Annotated in this window: 18 protein-coding genes; 9 read left to right on the top strand and 9 right to left on the bottom strand. The window is 61.2% G+C overall.

Going from position 1 to position 21,704, the window contains the following annotated elements:
* Positions 1-1,440: a cardiolipin synthase gene (gene cls / locus DQ397_RS09845; RefSeq protein ID WP_043209999.1), complete on the bottom strand. Its 1,440-nt coding sequence runs from the start codon at positions 1,438-1,440 to the stop codon at positions 1-3.
* A gap of 126 nt (positions 1,441-1,566) precedes the next feature.
* Between cls and DQ397_RS09840 the strand changes: the two genes are divergently transcribed.
* Positions 1,567-2,094: a DUF3617 domain-containing protein gene (locus DQ397_RS09840; protein ID WP_043209997.1), complete on the top strand. Its 528-nt coding sequence runs from the start codon at positions 1,567-1,569 to the stop codon at positions 2,092-2,094.
* Between the two features lie 4 nt (positions 2,095-2,098).
* Here the strand turns inward: DQ397_RS09840 and folE2 are convergent, their stop codons facing one another.
* The gene (folE2, locus tag DQ397_RS09835) at positions 2,099-2,986 is read right to left on the bottom strand and encodes a GTP cyclohydrolase FolE2 (protein WP_043210025.1); all 888 of its coding nucleotides are present in this window, start codon (positions 2,984-2,986) and stop codon (positions 2,099-2,101) included.
* A gap of 112 nt (positions 2,987-3,098) precedes the next feature.
* On the opposite strand from folE2, the gene zigA reads away from it, so the two are divergent.
* Positions 3,099-4,304 carry a zinc metallochaperone GTPase ZigA gene (zigA, locus tag DQ397_RS09830; RefSeq protein ID WP_043209996.1) on the top strand — a complete coding sequence of 402 codons (1,206 nt, stop codon included), beginning with the start codon at positions 3,099-3,101 and terminating at the stop codon, positions 4,302-4,304.
* Positions 4,305-4,381: 77 nt separating this feature from the next.
* Complete coding sequence (locus tag DQ397_RS09825; protein WP_043209994.1) at positions 4,382-5,356, top strand: GTP-binding protein; 975 nt, start codon at positions 4,382-4,384, stop codon at positions 5,354-5,356.
* Here DQ397_RS09825 and DQ397_RS09820 read toward each other — a convergent pair whose 3' ends face one another.
* Entirely contained in the window at positions 5,357-5,749 is a 393-nt protein-coding gene (locus DQ397_RS09820) for a DUF3301 domain-containing protein (protein WP_043209992.1), read from the bottom strand.
* Between the two features lie 119 nt (positions 5,750-5,868).
* Between DQ397_RS09820 and pdxY the strand changes: the two genes are divergently transcribed.
* Positions 5,869-6,741: a pyridoxal kinase PdxY gene (gene pdxY, locus DQ397_RS09815; protein WP_043209989.1), complete on the top strand. Its 873-nt coding sequence runs from the start codon at positions 5,869-5,871 to the stop codon at positions 6,739-6,741.
* Between the two features lie 44 nt (positions 6,742-6,785).
* Here the strand turns inward: pdxY and DQ397_RS09810 are convergent, their stop codons facing one another.
* Positions 6,786-7,271, bottom strand: a complete 486-nt coding sequence (locus tag DQ397_RS09810) for an acyl-CoA thioesterase (RefSeq protein ID WP_043209987.1) — start codon at positions 7,269-7,271, stop codon at positions 6,786-6,788.
* Positions 7,272-7,595: 324 nt separating this feature from the next.
* On the opposite strand from DQ397_RS09810, the gene DQ397_RS09805 reads away from it, so the two are divergent.
* Positions 7,596-9,356 (top strand): cation:proton antiporter, encoded by a 1,761-nt coding sequence (locus tag DQ397_RS09805; protein ID WP_043209985.1) that lies wholly within the window; start codon positions 7,596-7,598, stop codon positions 9,354-9,356.
* A 172-nt stretch (positions 9,357-9,528) separates the two neighbouring features.
* On the opposite strand, the gene DQ397_RS09800 is transcribed toward DQ397_RS09805, so the two are convergent.
* The 3 genes from DQ397_RS09800 to uvrD all read right to left on the bottom strand — a co-directional run bounded on the left by DQ397_RS09800 (position 9,529) and on the right by uvrD (position 13,309).
* Complete coding sequence (locus tag DQ397_RS09800) at positions 9,529-9,936, bottom strand: SMI1/KNR4 family protein (protein ID WP_043209983.1); 408 nt, start codon at positions 9,934-9,936, stop codon at positions 9,529-9,531.
* Between the two features lie 112 nt (positions 9,937-10,048).
* Positions 10,049-10,897 carry a Tim44 domain-containing protein gene (locus DQ397_RS09795; protein WP_043209981.1) on the bottom strand — a complete coding sequence of 283 codons (849 nt, stop codon included), beginning with the start codon at positions 10,895-10,897 and terminating at the stop codon, positions 10,049-10,051.
* A gap of 228 nt (positions 10,898-11,125) precedes the next feature.
* The gene (uvrD, locus tag DQ397_RS09790; protein WP_043209978.1) at positions 11,126-13,309 is read right to left on the bottom strand and encodes a DNA helicase II; all 2,184 of its coding nucleotides are present in this window, start codon (positions 13,307-13,309) and stop codon (positions 11,126-11,128) included.
* A gap of 239 nt (positions 13,310-13,548) precedes the next feature.
* Here uvrD and DQ397_RS09785 point away from each other — a divergent pair, with 239 nt between their 5' ends.
* The gene (locus DQ397_RS09785; protein WP_043209976.1) at positions 13,549-16,425 is read left to right on the top strand and encodes a bifunctional diguanylate cyclase/phosphodiesterase; all 2,877 of its coding nucleotides are present in this window, start codon (positions 13,549-13,551) and stop codon (positions 16,423-16,425) included.
* A gap of 6 nt (positions 16,426-16,431) precedes the next feature.
* On the opposite strand, the gene zwf is transcribed toward DQ397_RS09785, so the two are convergent.
* Positions 16,432-17,874, bottom strand: coding sequence for a glucose-6-phosphate dehydrogenase (gene zwf / locus DQ397_RS09780; RefSeq protein WP_043209973.1), 1,443 nt, complete (start codon positions 17,872-17,874; stop codon positions 16,432-16,434).
* Between the two features lie 104 nt (positions 17,875-17,978).
* Between zwf and hexR the strand changes: the two genes are divergently transcribed.
* Together hexR and DQ397_RS09770 are read left to right on the top strand one after the other, a co-directional pair.
* Positions 17,979-18,845, top strand: a complete 867-nt coding sequence (gene hexR / locus DQ397_RS09775) for a transcriptional regulator HexR (RefSeq protein WP_043209971.1) — start codon at positions 17,979-17,981, stop codon at positions 18,843-18,845.
* A gap of 127 nt (positions 18,846-18,972) precedes the next feature.
* On the top strand, positions 18,973-19,191 hold the full coding sequence (locus DQ397_RS09770) for a PA3496 family putative envelope integrity protein (protein ID WP_080642090.1): 219 nt from the start codon (positions 18,973-18,975) through the stop codon (positions 19,189-19,191).
* On the opposite strand, the gene DQ397_RS09765 is transcribed toward DQ397_RS09770, so the two are convergent.
* On the bottom strand, positions 19,133-20,095 hold the full coding sequence (locus DQ397_RS09765) for a LysR family transcriptional regulator (protein ID WP_043209969.1): 963 nt from the start codon (positions 20,093-20,095) through the stop codon (positions 19,133-19,135). The two genes, DQ397_RS09770 and DQ397_RS09765, sit on opposite strands and share 59 nt — an antisense overlap.
* 189 nt (positions 20,096-20,284) lie before the next feature.
* Here DQ397_RS09765 and DQ397_RS09760 point away from each other — a divergent pair, with 189 nt between their 5' ends.
* Positions 20,285-21,700, top strand: a complete 1,416-nt coding sequence (locus tag DQ397_RS09760; RefSeq protein WP_070093419.1) for an acetyl-CoA carboxylase biotin carboxylase subunit — start codon at positions 20,285-20,287, stop codon at positions 21,698-21,700.
* The last annotated feature ends 4 nt before the right edge of the window (positions 21,701-21,704 follow it).

Here is a 21,704-nt window from a genome sequence, read left to right as displayed (position 1 = left end):
TCACAGGATCGGAGAAATCAGCCGGGCGATACGCATCCCAAGTTGTTGCAGGCGATGCGTATCGCGGCTGTCTTCGGCAGTGATCTCCCGGGCTTGGGCAAAGTCATCGAGCAGCATCGACTCGACCTGGTCGGCAAAGGCACGGTCGACGGTCAGCAAGGTAATCTCGAAGTTCAGACGGAACGAACGGTTGTCCAGGTTGGCACTGCCGATCGCACTCACCTCGTCATCGACCAGCACCACCTTCTGGTGCAGGAACCCTGGCTGATAACGGAACATCCTCACTCCGGCCCGCACCGCTTCGAAGGCGAACAGACTGGACGCTGCGTAGACAATGCGGTGATCCGGCCGTGAAGGAATGAGGATACGCACATCCACGCCGCGCAACACCGCTAAGCGCAGGGCGGCGAAGATCGCCTCATCTGGAATGAGGTACGGGCTAGTGATCCACACGCGCTGAGTAGCCGAGTGGATGGCTTCAAGGAAGAACAGCGCGCAGGTTTCCTGCGGGTCTGCCGGACCGCTGGCCAATGCCTGGCAGAGCACACCGTTATCCGGATAGGTGTCGGGCAGGATCAACGGCGGCAACTGGCGAGCGGCCCAATACCAGTCTTCGGCGAAGGACTCCTGCAAGCAGGCAAGCACTGGGCCGCTGACCTGAACGTGGGTATCACGCCAAGGCGACAGGCGAGGGTGGCCGCCGAGGTACTCGTCCCCCACGTTATGCCCGCCGAGGAACCCCAGCAGGCCATCGACGACGACGATCTTGCGGTGGTTGCGGAAGTTCACCTGGAAGCGGTTGAACCACCCACGGCGTGTGGCAAAGGCGTGGATCTTCACGCCTCCCTCCCGCAGGGTCTGGCTATAGCTGGCCGGCAATGCATGGCTCCCCACCCGGTCATACAGCACGAATACCTGCACACCTTCTGCCGCCTTGCGCAGCAACAGTTGCTGCAGTTTCTTGCCGATGTCGTCGTCATGGATGATGAAGAACTGCACCAGCACGGCCTGCCGGGCTTCGGCAATGGCTGCGAAGATGGCGTCGAAGGTGGCCTGGCCATTGATCAGCAGTTTCACTTCGTTGTTGGCCAGGCACGGCATGCGCCCGAGTTTCGGCATTGCCCGCAGGGCGGCATAGCTTTCCGACTCCCGGGCTGTCAGCGCTTCCTCCACCCAAGGCCGCCAGTTGAGATTGGCCATGGCGACGTGCATTTCCTGATTGGCCTGGCGTCTGGCTTGGATGTAGGCATAGAAGGAGCGGGCCCCAAACACCAGGTAGGGAATCAGCGTGAAGTAAGGGATGAAGAACAAGGACATCGCCCAAGCGATGGCACCCTGGGCGGTGCGCACGGTGAACACCGCATGCAGCGCGGCGATGATGCCTAGCAGATGAATCAGGCCAAGCACATAGCCGAAGAAATAGGGGCTGTGGAAATCCATATGCATCCTGCTTGCTGAGAGCCTGACGATAACAGAGCATGTTCCTGTCCCGCCTTGCAACCCGGAAGCGGAAATGACGTCTAAGGCTCAATCGGCAGAGGCCGTACTATCGAGGAGCATTGATCCATGAAGATTCGTCTGCCACTGCTGGCGCTGGCCTTGGGCCTGAGCGCACCACTGGTACATGCGCAGATGTTGCAACCGGGCTTGTGGGAGCTGACCACCAGCAATATGCAGGTCGATGGCAAGCCATTACCGGACATGGAATTCATGCTCGGGCAATTGAAGAACCTGCCACCTGAGCAACGCGCCATGATGGAAGGCATGCTGGCCAAGCAGGGCATCACCGTGGGTGGTAAGGGCGTGCGCTCCTGCCTGACGCCAGAGCAGGTCCGGACCAATGACATTCCGCTGCAGGACCCTCAGTCCGGCTGTACGCAGAAGATCACCGACCGTACAGGCAATGTATGGAAATTCCAGTTCAGTTGCCCTCGTGCCCAAGGCACCGGGCAGGCGACCTTCCTCAGTGACCGGGAGTTTCATACCCAGGTCAGTGGCACGTTCAACGCTTCAGGCGTTCAGCAACAGGGCAGCATGAACACCAAGGCGGTCTGGCTGGGTAACGACTGCGGTTCGGTGAAACCTCGCAGTTGAGGCTTCAAAACCGATAGCGACTGATCGCCACTGCGTCGTGGGCATGCAGACTCTCTGCATGTTCCACCCGCAGGCTGAACCCCTCTACCCACCGCACTTGCCTCAGCGCCTGGTGCAAACGCCTGGCGGCATCCTCACAGAACATCAGGTTCTGTCCATTGGCCAAGGCGAACGCCTGTTCGTCTGCGCGCTTTACCGCTGTTTGTACCGCCGTACCCAAGGCACGCTCCAGCGTGTCGATCAACTCGCAGAGCGGCAAGTGCTGCAGGTTCTCTCGCAGTCGTACTCGGACCTGGGCCTCGCTGCGCTGACTATGGGGCGTGGCGACGATGCCCTGATTGCTGCCGAGCCATTCCAGTAAGGTCGATTGATCGGGTACCTGCTTTGGAAAGTCCTTGAGGAACTGCTGCTGAATCAGCTGTCGGGCGAGCGCTGCGGAGCAGGGGCAGGTGGAGGAGTAAGGAATTACCACCGAGAGTTCCACGTGGAACATTTCATTGTCCGTCGTAGCATCCAAGGAGACGGGATAGCTTTTCCAGCCAGCCAAGGGGCTGACCAAGGCAGGTCTTTTCAGCAAATGCTCGAAGCGCAAACTCACCTGCGCCTTTGAAGAGAGCCCGACGTGGGTATCGAGGAAACTCGCCAGCAGCCGACGGAGTAGCAGCGGACTGAGCTCGGTGTTTTCCAAGGCTTCCAACGCCAAGTAAAGCCGCGACATGTGAATGCCTCGGGCGGCGCCGTCTTCAAGATTGACGCCCGCGTCGGCTTGGGCATTGAGGGTGCGTCCTTCAAATTGCAACGGCACGGCGATTCCACACATACCAACCCACTCCAGGGGGACGGCCTCGGGTAGGGACTGTGTGGCGATGTCGGGAAGCGTCAAGCTGGTCATCATGGGTTCTCTGGCAAGGATCGACAAACGCGGCTTGGCGAAATTCTATTGTTATATTATAACAATGCGCAATGCATCGTTTCGAATGCGCTTGCCTGTCGAGGTACGACCAATGCCTAACCGTTTACCTGTAACTGTGCTTTCCGGCTTTTTGGGAGCTGGCAAAAGCACTTTGCTCAACCATGTGCTGCGCAATCGCGAAGACCTGCGCGTCGCCGTGATCGTCAACGACATGAGCGATATCAACATCGATGCGAGCGAGGTGCAGCGCAATGTCAGCCTGAACCGGGCGGAAGAAAAGCTGGTGGAGATGAGCAATGGCTGCATCTGCTGCACGCTGAGGGAAGATTTGCTCGAGGAGGTCGCGCGGCTGGCGAGCGAGGGTCGTTTCGATTACCTGCTGATCGAGTCCACCGGCATTTCCGAACCGTTGCCGGTCGCCGAGACGTTCACCTTCCGTGACGAACAGGGTCGAAGCCTGTCGGACATGGCACGCCTGGACACCATGGTCACGGTGGTCGATGCGCTCAATTTTCTGCGTGACTACCAGGCAGCCGACAGCCTGGCCAGCCGCGGTGAATCCTTGGGTGAAAACGACGAGCGATCTATCAGCGATCTGTTGATCGAACAGGTGGAGTTCGCCGACATACTGCTGCTGAGCAAGATCGACTTGGTCAGCCAGCATGAGCGAGACGAACTCACGGCCATCCTGCGCAGCCTCAACGCACGGGCGCAGATCGTGCCGATGGTCATGGGCCAGGTGCCGCTGGCACGTATTCTCGATACTGGCCTTTTTGACTTCGAGCAAGCGGCCCAAGCACCTGGCTGGTTGCAGGAGATGCGTGGCGAGCACGTGCCGGAAACGCAAGAGTACGGGATCGCCGCAGGGACGTGGCAGGCCCGTCGCCCGTTGCATCCGCAACGCTTCCACGATTTTATCCACAAGCCCTGGAGCAACGGCAGGTTGCTACGTTCGAAGGGGTTCTTCTGGCTGGCCAGCAAGTTCCAGGAGGCGGGCAGCTGGTCCCAGGCAGGCGGCATGATGCGCCATGGGTTCGCCGGTCGCTGGTGGCGCTTTGTACCGCAGGAGCAATGGCCGCAGGACTCCGAGAGCACCCAGGCGATCCTCAAGCAGTGGACGCAAGAATGTGGCGATTGCCGGCAGGAATTGGTGTTCATTGGTCAGAATATCGACTTCGCACAGCTATCCACCGAACTGGATGCATGTCTGCTGACCGACGAGGAATGGGCGCAAGGGGAGATGGCATGGCTGCGTCTTCCCGATCCGTTCGGGCCTTGGTATGACGAAGCAGCGTGAAGGTGTGGATAACTTTCGGCGGCTTGACTGATAGCAACGAGGGCGCATAGTTGGAGGCTATTTCCAAGGTATGGCCCATGCTCCAGAACATCCCGACCCACGTGATCGCAGGCCCATTGGGCGCCGGCAAGACCAGCCTGATACATCAGCTGTTGGCTCAGCGCCCGTCAGGTGAGCGCTGGGCCGTATTGGTCAACGAGTTTGGGCAGATTGGCCTGGATGCGGCGCTGCTGAGTCGGGACGAGAATGGCATCGCTATTGGCGAGGTGGCCGGCGGCTGCCTGTGCTGCGTCAATGGCATGCCGTTCCAGGTCGGCTTGGGCCGCTTGTTGCGCAAGGCTCGGCCTGATCGGGTGTTCATCGAGCCGTCCGGTCTGGGCCATCCTCAGTCTTTGCTGGCCCAGTTGGGTCGGGCGCCCTGGGTGGGTGTACTGGCCGTACAGCCGTTGGTGATGGTGCTGGACGCACAGGCTCTGGCCCGTGGTGAACCGCTGCCTGACGCGCAACGGCAAGCCTTGCCCGAGGCTGCATTGCTGGTTTTCAACAAGGCTGGGGCTTTGGATGACACCCAGCGCCTGTTGATAACTGCACAGTTCCCCGAGTTGCCGAGGCTTTGGACCGATCATGGGCGATTGTCGGTGGACCTTTTGCCCGTCACGTCTGGCACAACGAGCCCTCTCGAGGCTGTGGACAAACTACCCAGGGAGACCCCTTCGAACCCTGCTGGCGCCCTGTGGACAGATTCTCGCCAGCCAATCTGTCTCGCCCAGCAAGGCGAGGGTGGCTGGAGTGTTGGCTGGCGCTGGCACCCCTCGCAGCGTTTCGACGCGACGCGTTTGCTCGCAATGCTTGAAAGCTGGCCGTGGCGCCGCGCAAAAGGTGTTATCCACAGCGACGCCGGCTGGCAGTCCTTCAATGGCCTGGAAGGCGAGGCACTGGCTTGGCAGCCGAGCGAATGGCGCAAGGATTCACGTCTGGAGTTGATCTTCGATCAGCCGCAGCTGCTGGACACCCTCCAGGAAGCCTTGGTCGCTTGCCGCCTGGAGACCTGATCAGTTGCGCCAGCGGTTATGTTCCTGGCGCCACTGCTGCATCTCGATGACGTTGTCTGCCTTCGGCGGAACCTTGATTTCAAATGGATAGGGCGCCAGTTCGATCTGCAGGGTGTGGGCACCGAACTGCGTCACTGTCCCAGGGTGGCGTTGCTCGCCGGTCACGGTGAACTCGAACCCATAGACACGCGCCAGGCGCTTGCGGCCATTGGCATCGCGCACGAAGGCGATGCGCTTGAGGGCAACGTTATCGTCGAGCAGTTGAAGGTCAAGCTTGGTGCAATGCTGCTTGACCCGTTCAAGGGCCTTTTCGCGCAGCCCATGGTTGTGCCACAACCAGGCACCGGCGGTCGCCAGTACCATCAGGACGAAGAGGTTCTCCAGGGTCAACATTTGCATATGCTCCAAAACGGTAGATCCAGCTTAACTGTGTCCCTGGCCTGTCGTACAGGTGGCAAACGGGTTCATACTGCGCGGCGCACATCTACTGAAACAGCTTTGGAATTTCCCACATGAAACGTACACCGCATCTGCTTGCTATCCAGTCCCACGTGGTCTTCGGCCACGCCGGAAACAGCGCTGCGGTGTTTCCCATGCAGCGGGTCGGGGTCAATGTCTGGCCGCTGAACACCGTGCAGTTCTCCAACCATACCCAGTATGGACAGTGGGCCGGTGAAGTGCTCGCTCCGGCGCAAATTCCTGCGCTGGTGGAAGGCATTTCCAACATCGGCGAGCTGGGCCATTGCGACGCGGTGCTTTCCGGTTACCTGGGCAGCGCCGAGCAGGGCCGGGCGATCCTGGCGGGTGTCCAGCGGATCAAGGCGGTGAACCCCAAGGCGTTGTACTTGTGCGATCCGGTCATGGGGCATGCGGAAAAAGGCTGCATCGTGCCGGTCGAAGTCAGTGAGTTTCTCTTGGAGGAAGCCGCCTCAGTGGCGGATATCCTGTGCCCCAACCAGCTTGAACTGGACAGCTTCTGTGGTCGTCGGGCCGAGTCCCTGGATGATTGCGTGGCCATGGCGCGCGGCCTGCTTGAGCGCGGTCCCCAGGTGGTACTGGTCAAGCATCTGTCCTATCCGGGGCGCGCCGAGGACGCCTTTGAAATGCTGCTGGTGACCCGAGAATACAGCTGGCATCTGCGCCGACCATTGCTGGCCTTCCCACGTCAGCCGGTAGGGGTGGGTGACCTGACCTCCGGCCTGTTCTTGGCCCGCGTGTTGCTCGGGGACAGCTGGGTCCAGGCGTTCGAGTTCACCGCTGCGGCCGTGCATGAAGTGCTGCTGGAGACCCAGGCCTGCGCGAGCTACGAGCTGCAACCGATCAGGGCCCAAGACCGCATCGCCCATCCGCGTGTGCGCTTCGAGGCGCAGCGGTTGGCGATCTAGGCCCATGACAGGGCCGCTGTGCAGCCCTGCTGGTTGCTTGACGTCTAGATCGAATCGGTCTTGAGGTTCTGGTAGCGCTGTTCCAGTTCCTGGCGGATCTGTCGACGCTGCTGGCCCTGCAGGAAACGCCGCTTCTCTTCGCTGCTCTGGGGCTGGCGTGGCGGGACCTGCACCGGACGGCGATTGTCGTCGACCGCAACCATGGTGAAGAAACAGCTGTTGGAGTGCCGCACGGAGCGCTCGCGGATGTTTTCGGTCACGACCTTGATGCCCACTTCCATGGACGTATTGCCGGTGTAGTTGACCGAGGCGAGGAAGGTCACCAGTTCGCCGACATGTACAGGCTCTCGGAAGATCACCTGGTCCACCGACAGGGTGACCACATAGGTGCCGGCATAGCGGCTGGCGCAGGCATAGGCCACCTCGTCGAGGTACTTGAGCAGGGTGCCGCCATGGACGTTGCCGGAAAAGTTGGCCATGTCCGGGGTCATCAGGACGGTCATCGTCAGCTGGGCGTTTCCAGGTTCCATAGTGTGCTCACGGGTTGGTTGCGCTGAAACGGGGCTGGTATCTGCGGACACTTCTGTTTCCCCCTCATAGGGTTTCCCCATCCTGGTACGGGACGTCGCCTGACGTGCTTCCGTCACGCGGATCATGCCATCTCTGGCAGCAAAATCGCCGATCTGTTTCTACATATTGCATCGGCTATTCATGCGAAGGCGCGATGTTAACCTGAGCGAGCCCATGCAACATGGGCCTTCCTGCTTTGAACACAGTATGTACGTGCTGCTCGCTTGGGTTTGCCTTGGCAGAGGAGCGGTCTGCCCGAGCAACGAGAAAAGGAGTACCTCGCCATGCATGCCATCAGTTTCATCCAGGATTTGGCCGTGATCATGCTGGTCGCCGGGGTGGTTACCATTCTCTTCCACCGTTTCAAGCAGCCGGTGGTGCTGGGCTACATCGTCGCAGGCTTCATCATTGGGCCTCACACACCACCCTTTGGCCTGATCCACGATGAGGACACCATCAAGACCCTGGCTGAGCTGGGGGTGATCTTCCTGATGTTCTGCCTGGGCCTGGAATTCAGCCTGCGCAAGCTGTTCAAGGTCGGCGCCACTGCGTTCATCGCCGCCTTCCTGGAAATCGTCCTGATGATCTGGATCGGTTTCGAGATCGGCCGCTGGTTCGGCTGGAGCACCATGGACTCGCTGTTCCTTGGGGCGATCCTGGCGATCTCCTCGACCACCATCATCGTCAAGGCGCTCAATGACCTGAAGATGAAGAACGAGCGCTTTGCCCAGCTGATCTTCGGCGTGCTGATCGTCGAGGATATCCTTGGCATCGGGATCATCGCCCTGTTGTCGGGTATCGCCGTCAGCGGCACGGTCAGTTCCGGCGAAGTGTTTTCCACGGTCGGCAAATTGTCGCTGTTCATGATCGTTGCACTGGTGATCGGCATCCTGCTGGTGCCAAGGCTGTTGGCCTATGTGGCGAGGTTCGAAAGCAACGAGATGCTCCTGATCACTGTACTGGGGCTGTGCTTCGGTTTTTGTCTGTTGGTGGTCAAGCTCGAATACAGCATGGTCCTGGGTGCGTTCCTGATCGGCGCGATCATGGCCGAATCCAGGCAGTTGCTGAAGATCGAACGTCTGATCGAGCCCGTACGCGACCTGTTCAGCGCCATCTTCTTCGTTGCCATCGGCCTGATGATCGACCCGCGGGTGTTGCTCGACTACGCCTGGCCGATTGCAGTGATCACCCTGGCGGTGGTACTGGGCAAGATGCTGTCGTGCGGCATGGGGGCATTCATCGCCGGCAATGATGGACGCACTTCGCTGCGTGTTGGCATGGGGCTTTCACAGATTGGCGAGTTTTCCTTCATCATCGCTGCCTTGGGCATGACCTTGCAGGTCACCAGCGATTTTCTTTATCCGGTGGCTGTGGCCGTGTCGGCCATCACCACTTTGCTCACGCCTTATCTGATTCGCGCTGCCGATCCGCTCTCGCTCAAGCTTGGCAAGGTGGTGCCCGGACGCCTGGCGCGGGTGCTGTCGTTATACGGGGAGTGGCTGCGCAGCATTCAGCCCCACGGCGAGGGTGCGATGGTCGCGGCGATGATCCGGCGTATCCTGATGCAGGTGGGCGTCAACCTGGCGCTGGTCATCGCGATTTTCTTTAGCGGTGGTTACTTTGCCGCGCGCATTGGCAACTGGTTGAGCGAATGGGTCAGCGATGTCAGCCAGCAGAAGGCGCTGATCTGGGGGGCCGCCTTGTTGTTGTCGCTGCCTTTCCTGATTGCCGCCTATCGCAAGCTCAAGGCGCTATCGATGCTGTTGGCGGAGATGAGCGTGAAGCCGGAGATGGCCGGACGGCACACTCAACGTGTCCGTCGGGTAATTGCCGAGGTGATTCCGTTGCTGTCGCTGCTGGTGATCTTCCTGCTGCTGTCGGCGCTTTCGGCGAGCATCCTGCCGACCAACGAGTTGCTGCTGGTCATCGCAATCGTGGCAGCGGTGGTGGTGGCCTTGCTGTGGCGATGGTTCATCCGGGTGCATACCCGCATGCAAATCGCCTTGCTAGAAACGCTGGAAAACAACCGGGATCAAACCCATTGAGCGTTTGCGCTCTCTGCGCAAGGCGACGTCGCAGTCCGAGGGGATGGAACGGTAACGCCGCCGCCAGGCGCAGAACGCCTGGCGATTCTACGTTGGGTGGTGGCTATGAGCCATCTCCTGGCGCAAGAAATTACGTCGCACCGAGGTGCACGAGCTTTGCGGGAAGTACGGTTCAGCTTTCCAGCCAGACGTCCCGGACCCAGTGCCAGACGGTTTCCCAGTTGTCTTCGCTGATCGCTTCTTCCTCGGCGTCCCACAGCACCACGGTGCCGTCTTCCTCGACACAGTAGTAGTTGTCCCCATCCTGGCACAGCGGGACCAGGTCGCGTGGCACGCCAGCATCCCAGGCGTTGGCGGCAACGTCTGGCAGGTAGGTGTGGGACTGGGGATCGGTGACGGTCACCGGCTCCAGGCTGCCGTACACCACGTCGCTGACCGTCAGCAGGAACTCACGCAGGCCGAACGGCATGTTGATCAGCAACTCTTCCTCGATTTCTACCAACAGGTCCTCGTCCGGCAATTCCAGTGGCACCGGCACGGGTTCATTGGCTTCACGGAGCTGATCGATCACTTCTTCCACGGCTTACATCCTCTGGCCTTGATGACAACGCTGCGGTTTATACCCTAGTAGCCCGCTGTGCCAAAAGCAAAAACCCCGGGCAAGCCCGGGGTTTTGAGTGCAACGCGGTAGATCAGCCGTTCTGGCGGATACCGGCGAGCAGCCAAGGCTGGTTTTCGCCTTGGGCGCGCTCCATGTGCCAGCTTTCGCTGAATGCTTCACCCTGGTCGAAGCGCGAGGTCTTCGATACACCATGGAAGGTCAGGGTGGCGACAGTCTTGTCGGCACGATCGTCGACACCTTCGAGCTGCACATCGAGGTTGTCGATGTAGGTGGACTGGAAGCCATCACCCAGGTCGGCACGCTCGCGCTTGAGGAACTCGAGCATCTGCGGGGTGACGAATTCGGCGATCTTGTCCATTTCGTTGGCATCCCAGTGCTGCTGCAGCGACATGAAGTGCGTGCGGGCAGCGGACAGGAAGCTTTGCTCGTTGAACCAGGCCGGAGCGTTGATGACCGGTGCGCCAGCAGCGGCCGAAGCGCCACCGAAGACCGACGGTTGGGCTGGCTGGGCATGGGTTTCACGCTGGTAGGGCGCATGGCCGGCACCGGCCATCTGCGGCTGCTGCTGGCGGCGGCGGGCGGCGATAAAGCGGAACACCAGGAAGGCGATCAGGCCCATGATCAGGAAGTCGAAGATCTGCATGCCCTGGAAGCCGTCGCCCATGAACATGGAGGCCAGCAGACCACCGGCGGCGATACCGGCCAGTGGGCCCAGCCAGCGCGAAGCACCGCTGGCGGCGGCCGGTACACGGCCAGGAGCGGTTGGCGCGGCGGCAGGTGTGGTTGGCGCAGCCTGGCGGGTCTGGTGGATAGGCGCGGAGCCCGAGCTCTTGCCGCCGCCGAAACGCTTGGCGTTGGCATCCAGGCTCAGCGTCAGGCCGACGCACAGCGCCAGTACGATGCTAAGAAAACGTTGCATAGATGGGATATCCCCTGTGGGTGGATTGCACGCGCGTCATGTTGCACATGTTGTAGGAGACATGACCAGCGCCATAATGTTTCCAGCTTTTGCCTGAATGGTCTGAGGCAAGACTGATTGCTGGATAGGACCATTCGTCAAGATCTGTAGGAGGCGGCAGCACTGAACCAGGGGAGCTGGCGAAGCCTGCGGTAGGCCCTACTCGCACGGGGTCAGTGCCAGCGGGCCTCAAATCGCTTCCAGCTTGGCATACCCCAGCATCAACCACTTGCTGCCTTCGGCGAAATTGACCTGCACCCGTGCCTGGGCACCAGAGCCTTCGAAGTTGAGGATCACGCCTTCGCCAAACACTGCGTGTTGCACGCGCTGGCCAAGGTTGAACGCGGTCTGTGGGATGCTGGCATTGGCGAACAGGCTGCTCGCTTGGCTCTGGCTGCCACCGAAGGGACGGCTGACCGAGTTGGACAAGCGCACCTCTTGAACCAGGCCTGCCGGAATTTCCCGTACGAAACGTGACACTTTGTTATAGGTCTCGCTTCCATACAGACGGCGGGTTTCGGCGTAGGTCATGATCAGCTGGCGCATGGCCCGGGTGATGCCCACATAGGCCAGTCGGCGTTCTTCTTCCAGACGGCCGGGTTCTTCCAGGCTCATCTTGTGGGGGAACAGGCCTTCTTCCATGCCGACCAGGAACACATAGGGGAACTCTAATCCCTTAGCGCTGTGCAGCGTCATCAGCTGGATGCTGTCCTCGTGCTCGTCGGCTTGGGCATCGCCGGCCTCCAGGGAGGCGTGGCCGAGGAAGGCGGAGAGCGGCGATAGGTCGGCGTCGTCCTCGCTGGTCTCGAAGTTGCGCGCCGCGCTGACCAGTTCCTCAAGGTTTTCTACCCGAGCCTGGCCCTTTTCGCCTTTTTCTTCCTGGTGATAGAGGATCAGGCCGGACTGCTCGATGACAGTCTGGGTCATCAGGTGCAAGGGCATTTCCAGGACCTTGGCTGCGAGGTTTTCGATCAATTCGATGAACGCGCCCAAGGCACTGGCGGCGCGGCCTTTGAGGGCCTTGGCCGCCAACAGCTGGCACATGGCCTCCCACATCGACAACTGGCTGTGCCGGGCATGTTCGCGGATCGCCTCGACGGTCTTTTCGCCGATGCCGCGCGGTGGCACGTTGATTACCCGCTCCAGCGCGGCGTCGTTGCCGCGGCCTTCGAGCAGGCGCAGGTAGGCCATGGCGTTCTTGATCTCGGCGCGCTCGAAGAAGCGTTGGCCACCGTAGATCCGATAGGGAATGCGTTCGCGCAGCAAGGCTTCTTCGAGCACCCGCGACTGGGCGTTGGAGCGGTACAGGATGGCCACGTCGCTGCGGGCATTGCCCTGCTTGATGAAGCTCTCGATGGTCTCCACCACATAGCGCGCTTCGTCATGCTCGTTGTAGGCGGCATAGAGGGTCAGCGGCTCGCCTTCGCCCATGTCGGTCCACAGCTCTTTGCCCAGGCGCCCGCTGTTGTTGGCGATCAGGGCGTTGGCCGCCTTGAGGATACCGCCGGTGGAGCGGTAGTTCTGCTCAAGGCGAATCAGCTCGGCGTCGGGGAAGTCAGCGGTGTACTGGTGGATGTTCTCGATCTTGGCGCCGCGCCAGCCGTAGATCGACTGGTCGTCGTCCCCCACCGCCATGAGGCTGCTGCCGCCTGCGGCAAGCAGGCGCAGCCAGGCGTACTGCACGGCGTTGGTATCCTGGAACTCGTCCACCAGCAGGTGGCGGAAGCGCCGCTGGTAGTGTTCGAGCAGTCCAGGGTGGTCGCGCCACAGGTCCAAGGCGCGAAGCAGCAATTCGGAAAAGTCGATGACCCCAGCGCGTTCGCAGGCCTGTTCGTAGGCCTCGTAGATGCTGCGCATGGTGCCCAGGAACAGATCGCCACCGGCCTGGATATGCTGTGGACGCAGACCTTCGTCCTTCTGGCCGTTGATGAACCATTGGGCCTGGCGGGCGGGCCAGCGCTGCTCGTCGAGGCCGAGCTCGCGGATCACCCGCTTGATCAGGCGCTGCTGATCATCGCTGTCCAGAATCTGGAAATTCTGCACCAGCCGAGCTTCCTGCCAGTGAGCGCGCAGCAGGCGGTGCGCCAGGCCGTGGAAGGTCCCCACCCACATGCCGGCCGGATTGATGCCCAGCAGTTGCTCGATCCGCTGGCGCATTTCGGCCGCCGCCTTGTTGGTGAAGGTCACCGACAGGATAGAGTGGGGGGAGGCCTGTTCGACCTGGATCAGCCAGGCGATACGGTGCACCAGCACGCGGGTCTTGCCCGAGCCAGCACCGGCCAGCACCAATTGACGCCCCAGCGGGGCCGCTACGGCCTGGCGTTGGGCATCGTTGAGGGAGTTCAGCAGGAGGGAGAGGTCATCATTGCGCATCCGGCCATTCTAGGGCCGCGCAGGGGGCAGGGCAAACGGCCCCCGGAGAAATCTTGCAGGCGGTGCCAGGCCATTCATCGGCGGCCTGGGCAGAGGCCTGTTCTTGAGCGGTCTGAGTAAACGGCCGCCGGTATTTTTGAAAACATGACGTAGAGCAGTTTGGCCCAGGCCATGGCTTGTGTATGCTCGCTGCACTTTTGCGGTCTGCCAATACAAGAACACAACAAGAACACGACCCTATGACCCAGGATTTCGCGGCGATCGGAGCATCGCCGGAGACGGCAAGGAGTGTGCGCAGGCAATTTGCGACCCAGCTCTGCATCGAGCGTACCCGTCTTCTCTATCAGGGCTCATTGCTGCCCACCCTGCTGATGCTGATCAACGGCCTGCTGTGCGCCTGGCTGTTGTGGAGCCCTGAGCGCTATCTGCTGGTCAGTGTATGGCTGGCCTGGCTGTTGGCGCTGGTGGCCCTGCGGGTGATCCAGGTCGCGGCCTTCGATGCGGCCACGCCAGCGCGTCAAGCCAAGGCGTCCTGGCAGCACATGTTCCTGTCCGGCTCGGCCTTCAGCGGCCTGACCTTGGCCTGTGCGGCGATCGCCTTGGTGCCGGTGGACGATTTCGTGCAGCAGGCCTGGGTGTTCGGACTGTTGGGGGCGGCGGCGTTGTCGGCCAGTGTCGCCTATGCCGTGAGCCTGCCGGCGTTTCTCAGTTTCGCCTTGCCCTGCCTGTTGCCGCCCATTGTGTTCCTGTTCTACTTCGATGCCGGTGCGCAGCGCGGCTGGGGCTGGCTCGGCCTGATCCTGCTGGGGGCGCTGATGGTGGTGGCCTGGCAGGTTAACCGCTTGCTCGAGCGCAGCCTGTTGCGCCGTTTCCAGAACCAGGCGCTGATCGAACACCTGCAGAGCGCCCAACACCGTGGTGAGCAACTGAACCAGGCGTTGCTCGTCGAGGTGCGGCAGCGTCGTCATGCCGAAGACCAACTGCGCCAGGCCCAGGCTGGGCTCGAGCAGCGAGTGCTTCAACGCAGCCATGAGCTGGACCTGGCCAACCAGGCCCTGGGCAAGAGCGAGCAGCGCCTGGCCCTGGCGCTTCAGGCCAGCGAGTTGGGGTTGTGGGATTGGAACCTGCTCACCGACGAAGTGCATCACACGCAGCTGTACGCCTTGTTCGGCCTGGACCCGGAGCAGGTCCGCTCGGTCCGCGCCGACCTAAAGCCGCGCCTGCACCCGGACGATCTGCCGTTGCTGCGCAGGACATTGGTCGAACACCTCAAAGGCCGTACCGAGGACTACCGGGTCGAATACCGCATCCGGCATACCCAGGGGAATTGGCGCTGGATCGAAGACCGAGGCCGTGCCGTGGAACACGCCGCCGACGGCCGAGTCCTGCGCATGCTCGGCACACGGCGTGACATCACCGCCCAAAAGGAGCAGGAAGAACAGCAGCGTCTGGCGGCCACGGTGTTCGAAGCGGCCAGTGAAGGGATCGCGATCCTGGATGCGGGCTTCCAACTGCTGGCCGTCAACCAGGCCTTTTGCCAAATCACTGGCTTCGACCGGGAAGAGCTATTGCAGCGCAATGCCCTGGAGTTGCCCTGCAGCCGGGACGCCAGGCGTCACAGCCAGGCGATCGGCCAGGCGCTGGAGCAGCAGGGGCGCTGGCAGGGCGAGCTGGTCGAGGCGCGACGCAACGGCGAACTGTACCCCCAGTGGTTGCAGCTCAATGGCGTGCGTGACGCGCGGGGCAACATCAGCAATATCGTAGGCTTCTTCACCGACCTGTCGGCCCGACGGGAGTCGGAGGAGCGCCTGCGCTACCTGGCCCACTACGACGACCTCACCGGGCTGGCCAACCGCGCCCTGTTCCGCCTGCGTTTGCATGAGGCCGGGCAACGGGTTCGGGTGAACGGGCGCAGCCTGGCGTTGCTGCACATCGACTTGGACCGCTTCAAGCTGCTCAACGAAAGCTTGGGCCACGAACTGGCCGACCAGTTGTTGAAGAAAATGGCCCTGCGCATCGCCAATGCGGTACCTGAAGCAGACACTGTCGCGCGCTTGTCTGGCGATGAGTTCGTCGTGCTGTTCGATGGCTACAGCAACCTTTCCAGCCTGGTGCGAGTGACGACCCGCCTGCTCGACAAGCTGCGCGTCCCGCAACGTCTGGGTGGGCATGAGCTGGTGATCAGTGCCTCGGTCGGCATCAGTGTGTTGTCGGACCCCAGTTTCGACCTCAACGCATTGCTCAGCCAGGCGGACATGGCCAAGCAGCATGCCAAGCATCTGGGCGGCGACAACTTCCAGTTCTATACCGAAAGCCTGCGCGCCAGCACCCTGGAGCGCCTGCAGCTGGAAAACCACTTGCGCAAAGCCATCGACGAAGGCCAATTGCTGGTCTACTACCAACCCAAGCTTTGCCTGCGCAGCGGCCGCCTGCTCGCCGCCGAAGCGTTGGTGCGCTGGCAGCATCCGCAGTGGGGCATGGTGCCGCCGGGCGACTTCATCGGCCTTGCCGAAGAAACCGGACTGATCGGGCCGATGGGCGAGTTCGTGCTGCGTGAAGCGTGCTGGCAGGCTTTTGAATGGCGGCGTCAGGGCATGAGCGTGCGGGTTTCGGTGAACCTCTCCGGCTATCAACTACGCCAAGGCAAGATCGTCAGCCTGGTGCGTCAGGTGCTGGCGGAAACGGGCCTTGCGCCGCAGTTGCTGGAGCTGGAACTGACCGAGAGCCAATTGCTGGACAGCGTCGAGCACATCATCTCGACGTTCCAGCAACTGCACCAGCTGGGGGTCAAGTTGGCGATCGACGACTTCGGTACCGGCTACTCCTCGCTGAGCTATCTCAAGCGCTTCCCGGTGGACTACGTGAAGATCGACCAGGCGTTCATTCGCGGTCTGCAGGAGGGCAGCCAGGATGCGGCGATCATCCGCGCGATCATCGCCATGGCCAAGAGTCTGGGCTTGAAGGTCGTGGCTGAAGGGGTGGAAACCCAGGAGCAGCTTGCCTTCCTGCATGATCACGGGTGCGACGAGGCGCAGGGGTATCTGATCAGCAGGCCGCTGGATGCCCAGGCGTTCAAGGCTTTGCTGGATAAATCCCCGAGCATCCTGATGAGCTGATCGATTTCAGCTGTGCCAATGCCGGCCCTGATGGGCCAGCAGGCTGTTGGCCTGCTCCGGGCCGTTGCTGCCGGCAGGGTAGGGGCGAGGCGCCTGGAAGTGCTCTTCCCAGCCTTGCAGGATCGGATCGATCCAGGCCCAGGCGGCTTCGACCTCATCGCGACGCATGAACAAGGTCGAATCGCCCGCGAGCACATCCAGCAGCAGCCGCTCGTAGGCTTCCCAGCGACGGGTCTGGCCGAACACTTGAGCCAGGTTCAGGTCCAGCTCCACCGGCTCCAGACGCATGCCTTTGCCCGGGCTCTTGGTCATCATGCGCAGGCTGATACGTTCATCGGGTTGCAGCTGGATCAGCAACTGGTTGACCTGCCCGCCACTGAATAGCTCATGGGGCACCGGTTTGAACTGGATGACGATCTGCGAGGAGCGTCGTGCCATGCGTTTGCCGGTACGCAAGTAGAAGGGCACGCCAGCCCAGCGCCAGTTATCGATGTGCGCCTGGACCGCGACGAAGGTCTCGGTGTCGCTGTCGTTGTCCACGTCTTTTTCGAAGTAGTAGGCCGGCACTTCCTGGCCGCCGATCCGGCCGGCGCCGTATTGCCCGCGCACGGTCTTGTCCTGCACGTCCTGACCGGTGATCGGTTTGAGGGCACGCAGGATCTTCACTTTCTCGTCACGCACCGCTTCGGCTTCGAACTGTGCCGGCGGCTCCATGGCCACCAGGCACAGAAGCTGAAGCAGGTGGTTCTGCAGCATGTCACGGGTTGCGCCTGCGCGGTCGTAGTAGGCGCCGCGGTTCTCCACGCCCAATGTCTCGCAGACGCTGATCTGCACGTGGTCGACCTGGCCATTGCGCCAGACCGGCTCCAAGAGGGCGTTGGCAAAACGTAGCGCCATGAGGTTCTGCACGGTCTCCTTACCCAAGTAGTGATCGATGCGAAACACCTGGGACTCGTCGAACACCGCGCCGATCGCTTCGTTGATGGCCGTGGCTGACTCAAGGGAGTGGCCGATGGGTTTTTCCAGCACGATACGCGCCTCGCTGTCGGCAAGGCCTGCGATGCGCAAATGGTTGGCGATGGGCACGAACAGGTTGGGTGCGGTCGCCAGGTAGTAGATGCGCGCCAAGCCGCCAGGCTCGCCCAGGTAGCGTGCCAGGCGAACGAAATCAGCGCTTTGCGAGGCATCCATGGCGAAGTAGTCCAGGCGTGCGCAAAAACGTCGCCAGACCTCTTCGTCGAAATCCTGGCGGGCGATCTGCGCCCTGCAATTGCGTTCGGCGAGCTTGAGGTATTCATCCCGGGGCAGGTTGCGCCGCGCCAGGGCGATGATCCTCACGGCATTGTGCAGGCGGGCCTCGCGGTACAGGTGGTAGAGCGCCGGCAGTAGTTTGTGCAGGGCCAGATCGCCCGTACCGCCGAAGACCAGGATGTCGCAAGGAATAGTCAAAACCACCACTCTCCACATTGGTTTAGCTGGGCGGGTCGCTGGTCATGTAGTATAACTACAAGAAAGCTACATCCCGGCCAGCCGATCATAACCGAGTCCAGCCTGTGAATCTGTTGCAACATATCGCCCAATCGCGCCATTTGCTGCGCAAATCGGAACTGAAAGTGGCCGACCATGTGCTGCTAGATCCGGCTGCCGTCATGCACAGTTCGATGGCCGACCTTGCCCACAGCGTGGGCATCAGCGAGCCGACCATCGTGCGTTTCTGCCGCGCGATCGGCTGTTCGGGCTTCCAGGATCTCAAGCTCAAGCTGGCCCAGAGCCTGGCTGCAGGCGCCAGTTTCGGTCAGTTCGCAATCCATGAAGATGACTCGGTCGCCGACTATAGCCTGAAGATCTTCGATACCACCCTGCACACCCTGATGGAAGTGCGTGAGCACCTCAATCCCCAGGCTCTGCAGCAGGCGGTGACCGCCATGGCCCAGGCCCAGCGCGTGGAGTTCTATGGTTTCGGTGCCTCCGGCGCGGTGGCCGCCGATGCCCAGCACAAGTTCTTCCGCCTATTGCTCAGCGCTGCGGCGTACTCCGACCCGCACATGCAAGCCATGTCGGCGGTGACCCTCAAACCTGGCGATGTAGCGGTGTGCATTTCCCAGTCGGGTCGCTCCAAGGATCTGTTGATCACCGCCAATCTGGTGCGTGAAAGCGGCGCCAACCTGATTACCCTTTGCCCGAGCCAGACGCCGTTGGCCGAATTGTCCACTGTCAACCTGGCCATCGACGTGCACGAAGACACCGAGATCTACACCCCGCTGACTTCGCGCATCGCTCACCTTGTAGTGATCGACGTACTGGCCATGGGCGTGGCCATGGCCCGCGGACCGAGCCTGGTGAATCACCTCAAGAGCGTGAAACGCAGTTTGCGTAGCCTGCGACTGTCGCCCAAGTCGATCAAGGCGACCGACGACTGAGCCTGCTGCCGATGCAGGGGCCAGAACAGGCAAAGCAAATTTCACGGTTTTGTCACCAATTCACAGCCAAACCGTAAACCTGCAAGGCCAACCTGAAGCTCCCCGCATCCTAACTGGGAGACAGGCAATGGCACGTGATCATGACGGTTCGTTCCAACCCACCGCCAAAGCTCGCAAGCAGCAGGAAAAGGACCAGCGCCGCATGGAGTTCCGCCGTGCGATCGAAAGCTACTGCGACCAGCGTCAGTTGCTGCGCGACATTACCGACTACCCCGACCTGCGAGACATCACGGTTTGGCAGGTATCGGCGGCATCTTCCCCGAAAATCGCTCCACAAGCCCGCTGATTTTCGCCCGTTCATTACGTATGAATGCAAGAAAGGCCAAGGCCACCGGTGATTGCCGCTTGGCCTTGGACTGCACCACGCACCAACTGCGATACAGCGGCAACTCCTCTACCGGCAGTTCTTTCAGCACCCCGGTGGCCAACTCCAAGTTCAGCGCATGGCGGGTGAGCAGCGCGATGCCGAGGCCTGCGATCACGCACTCGCGTTGGGCATCGGCCGAGGCGACTTCCAGCGTTTGAGTGAAGTGCACGCGTTTGTCCTTGAAGTATTCCTCGCAGGCCTTGCGGGTGCCCGAACCCTGCTCGCGAATCAGCAAGGTATGAGGCTCGAGATCCTGCAGGCGCAGCTTCTCCAGCTTGCACAGCGGATGGTCCGGCGGTGCCACGGCCACGATCGGGTTGTTCAGGAACGGCATGAACTCAAGCCCCATGTCCTGGGGCACCATCGACATGATGATCAGGTCGTCGCGGTTGTCCGAAAGCCGGCGGATCGCCTGTGCCCGATTGACCACCGTCAGGGTCAGGTTGACCTCTGGATGGCGTTGCTTGAACGCGGCGAACAAGTGGGGCACGAAGTACTTGGCGCTGGATTCGATCGCAAGTTTCAGTTGGCCCTGCAGTGAGCCCTGCATGTCCGAGAGCTGCATGTCGAGGTTTTCCAGGCGACCGAAGATGTCCCGGCTGGCGCGCTGCAGGGCCTCGGCCGCTTCGGTCAGGTAGAGCTTCTTGCCCACGTACTCGAACAGCGGCTGGCCAATCAGCTCCTCGAGCTGGCGGATCTGTAGACTTACGGCGGGTTGCGTCAATGCCATTTCTTCCGCCGCCCGGCTGTAGGAACGCAGATCGCATACCTCGTTAAAGATTTGCAACTGACGCAATGTCATACGCATCAAGGACTTACGCATTTTTCCACAGCCTCCCGCAAAACCTTGTTACGGCACTATAAGCTTTTGCTTATGTCGACCCTAACAAATATTGATTTTTGTTTATCAACCTACAGCGATAGGGTTGGTTTGCGACTGGCCAGCAACCTCTGGCCACGCGCCGACCGGGGAATCCGGCTCGTGTGTTCCATCGGCTTTGGGAAGACTCCAGTGATAAAAAAAATCCTGATCGCCAACCGGGGTGAAATCGCAGTTCGGATCGTGCGTGCGTGCGCCGAGATGGGCATTCGCTCTGTGGCGATCTATTCCGACGCCGACCGTCATGCCTTGCACGTCAAGCGCGCCGACGAGGCCTACAGCATCGGTGCCGAGCCCCTGGCCGGCTATCTGAACCCGCGCAAGCTGGTCAACCTGGCCGTGGAAACCGGCTGTGATGCCTTGCATCCAGGTTACGGTTTCCTGTCGGAAAACGCCGAGCTCGCGGAAATCTGCGCAGAGCGTGGCATCAAGTTCATCGGCCCTGCCGCCGACGTCATTCGCCGCATGGGCGACAAGACTGAAGCGCGCCGCACCATGATCCAGGCCGGTGTACCGGTAACGCCCGGTACCGAAGGCAACGTCGCCGACATCCACGAAGCCCTGGCCGAAGGTGATCGCATCGGTTACCCGGTCATGCTCAAGGCCACCTCGGGTGGTGGCGGTCGTGGTATCCGTCGCTGCAACAGCCGCGAAGAGCTCGAGCAAGCTTTCCCCCGCGTGATCTCCGAGGCCACCAAGGCCTTCGGCTCGGCGGAAGTGTTCCTGGAAAAATGCATCGTCAACCCCAAGCACATCGAGGCGCAGATCCTGGGTGACAGCTTCGGCAACGTGGTGCACCTGTTCGAGCGCGACTGCTCGATCCAGCGCCGCAACCAGAAGCTCATCGAGATCGCCCCCAGCCCTCAGCTGACCCCGGAACAGCGCGCCTACATCGGCGACCTGGCGGTCCGCGCGGCCAAGGCCGTGAACTACGAGAACGCCGGTACTGTGGAGTTCCTGCTCGCCGATGGCGAGGTGTACTTCATGGAAATGAACACTCGCGTGCAGGTGGAACACACCATCACCGAAGAAATCACCGGCATCGACATCGTGCGCGAGCAAATCCGCATCGCCTCGGGCCTGCCGCTGTCGGTCAAGCAGGAAGACATCCAGCACCGCGGCTACGCGTTGCAGTTTCGCATCAACGCAGAAGACCCGAAGAACAACTTCCTGCCCAGCTTCGGCAAGATCACCCGTTATTACGCGCCCGGTGGCCCAGGTGTGCGTACCGACACCGCGATCTACACCGGCTACACCATTCCGCCGTTCTATGACTCCATGTGCCTGAAACTGGTGGTTTGGGCATTGACCTGGGAAGAAGCCATGGACCGTGGCCTGCGGGCCCTGGACGACATGCGTGTGCAGGGCGTGAAGACCACCGCCGCGTATTACCAGGAGATCCTGCGCAATCCGGAATTCCGTAGCGGCCAGTTCAACACCAGCTTCGTGGAAAGCCACCCGGAACTGACCAATTACTCGATCAAGCGCAAACCCGAAGAGCTGGCCCTGGCCATCGCCGCCGCCATTGCTGCACACGCAGGCCTGTGAGGAA

The sequence above is a fragment of the Pseudomonas sp. CK-NBRI-02 genome, assembly GCF_008124495.1.
GTDB classification, from domain to species: Bacteria; Pseudomonadota; Gammaproteobacteria; order Pseudomonadales; family Pseudomonadaceae; genus Aquipseudomonas; species Aquipseudomonas guariconensis.
Note: the sequence above shows the minus strand (reverse complement) of the source record. Positions and strands in the feature narration are given on the sequence as shown.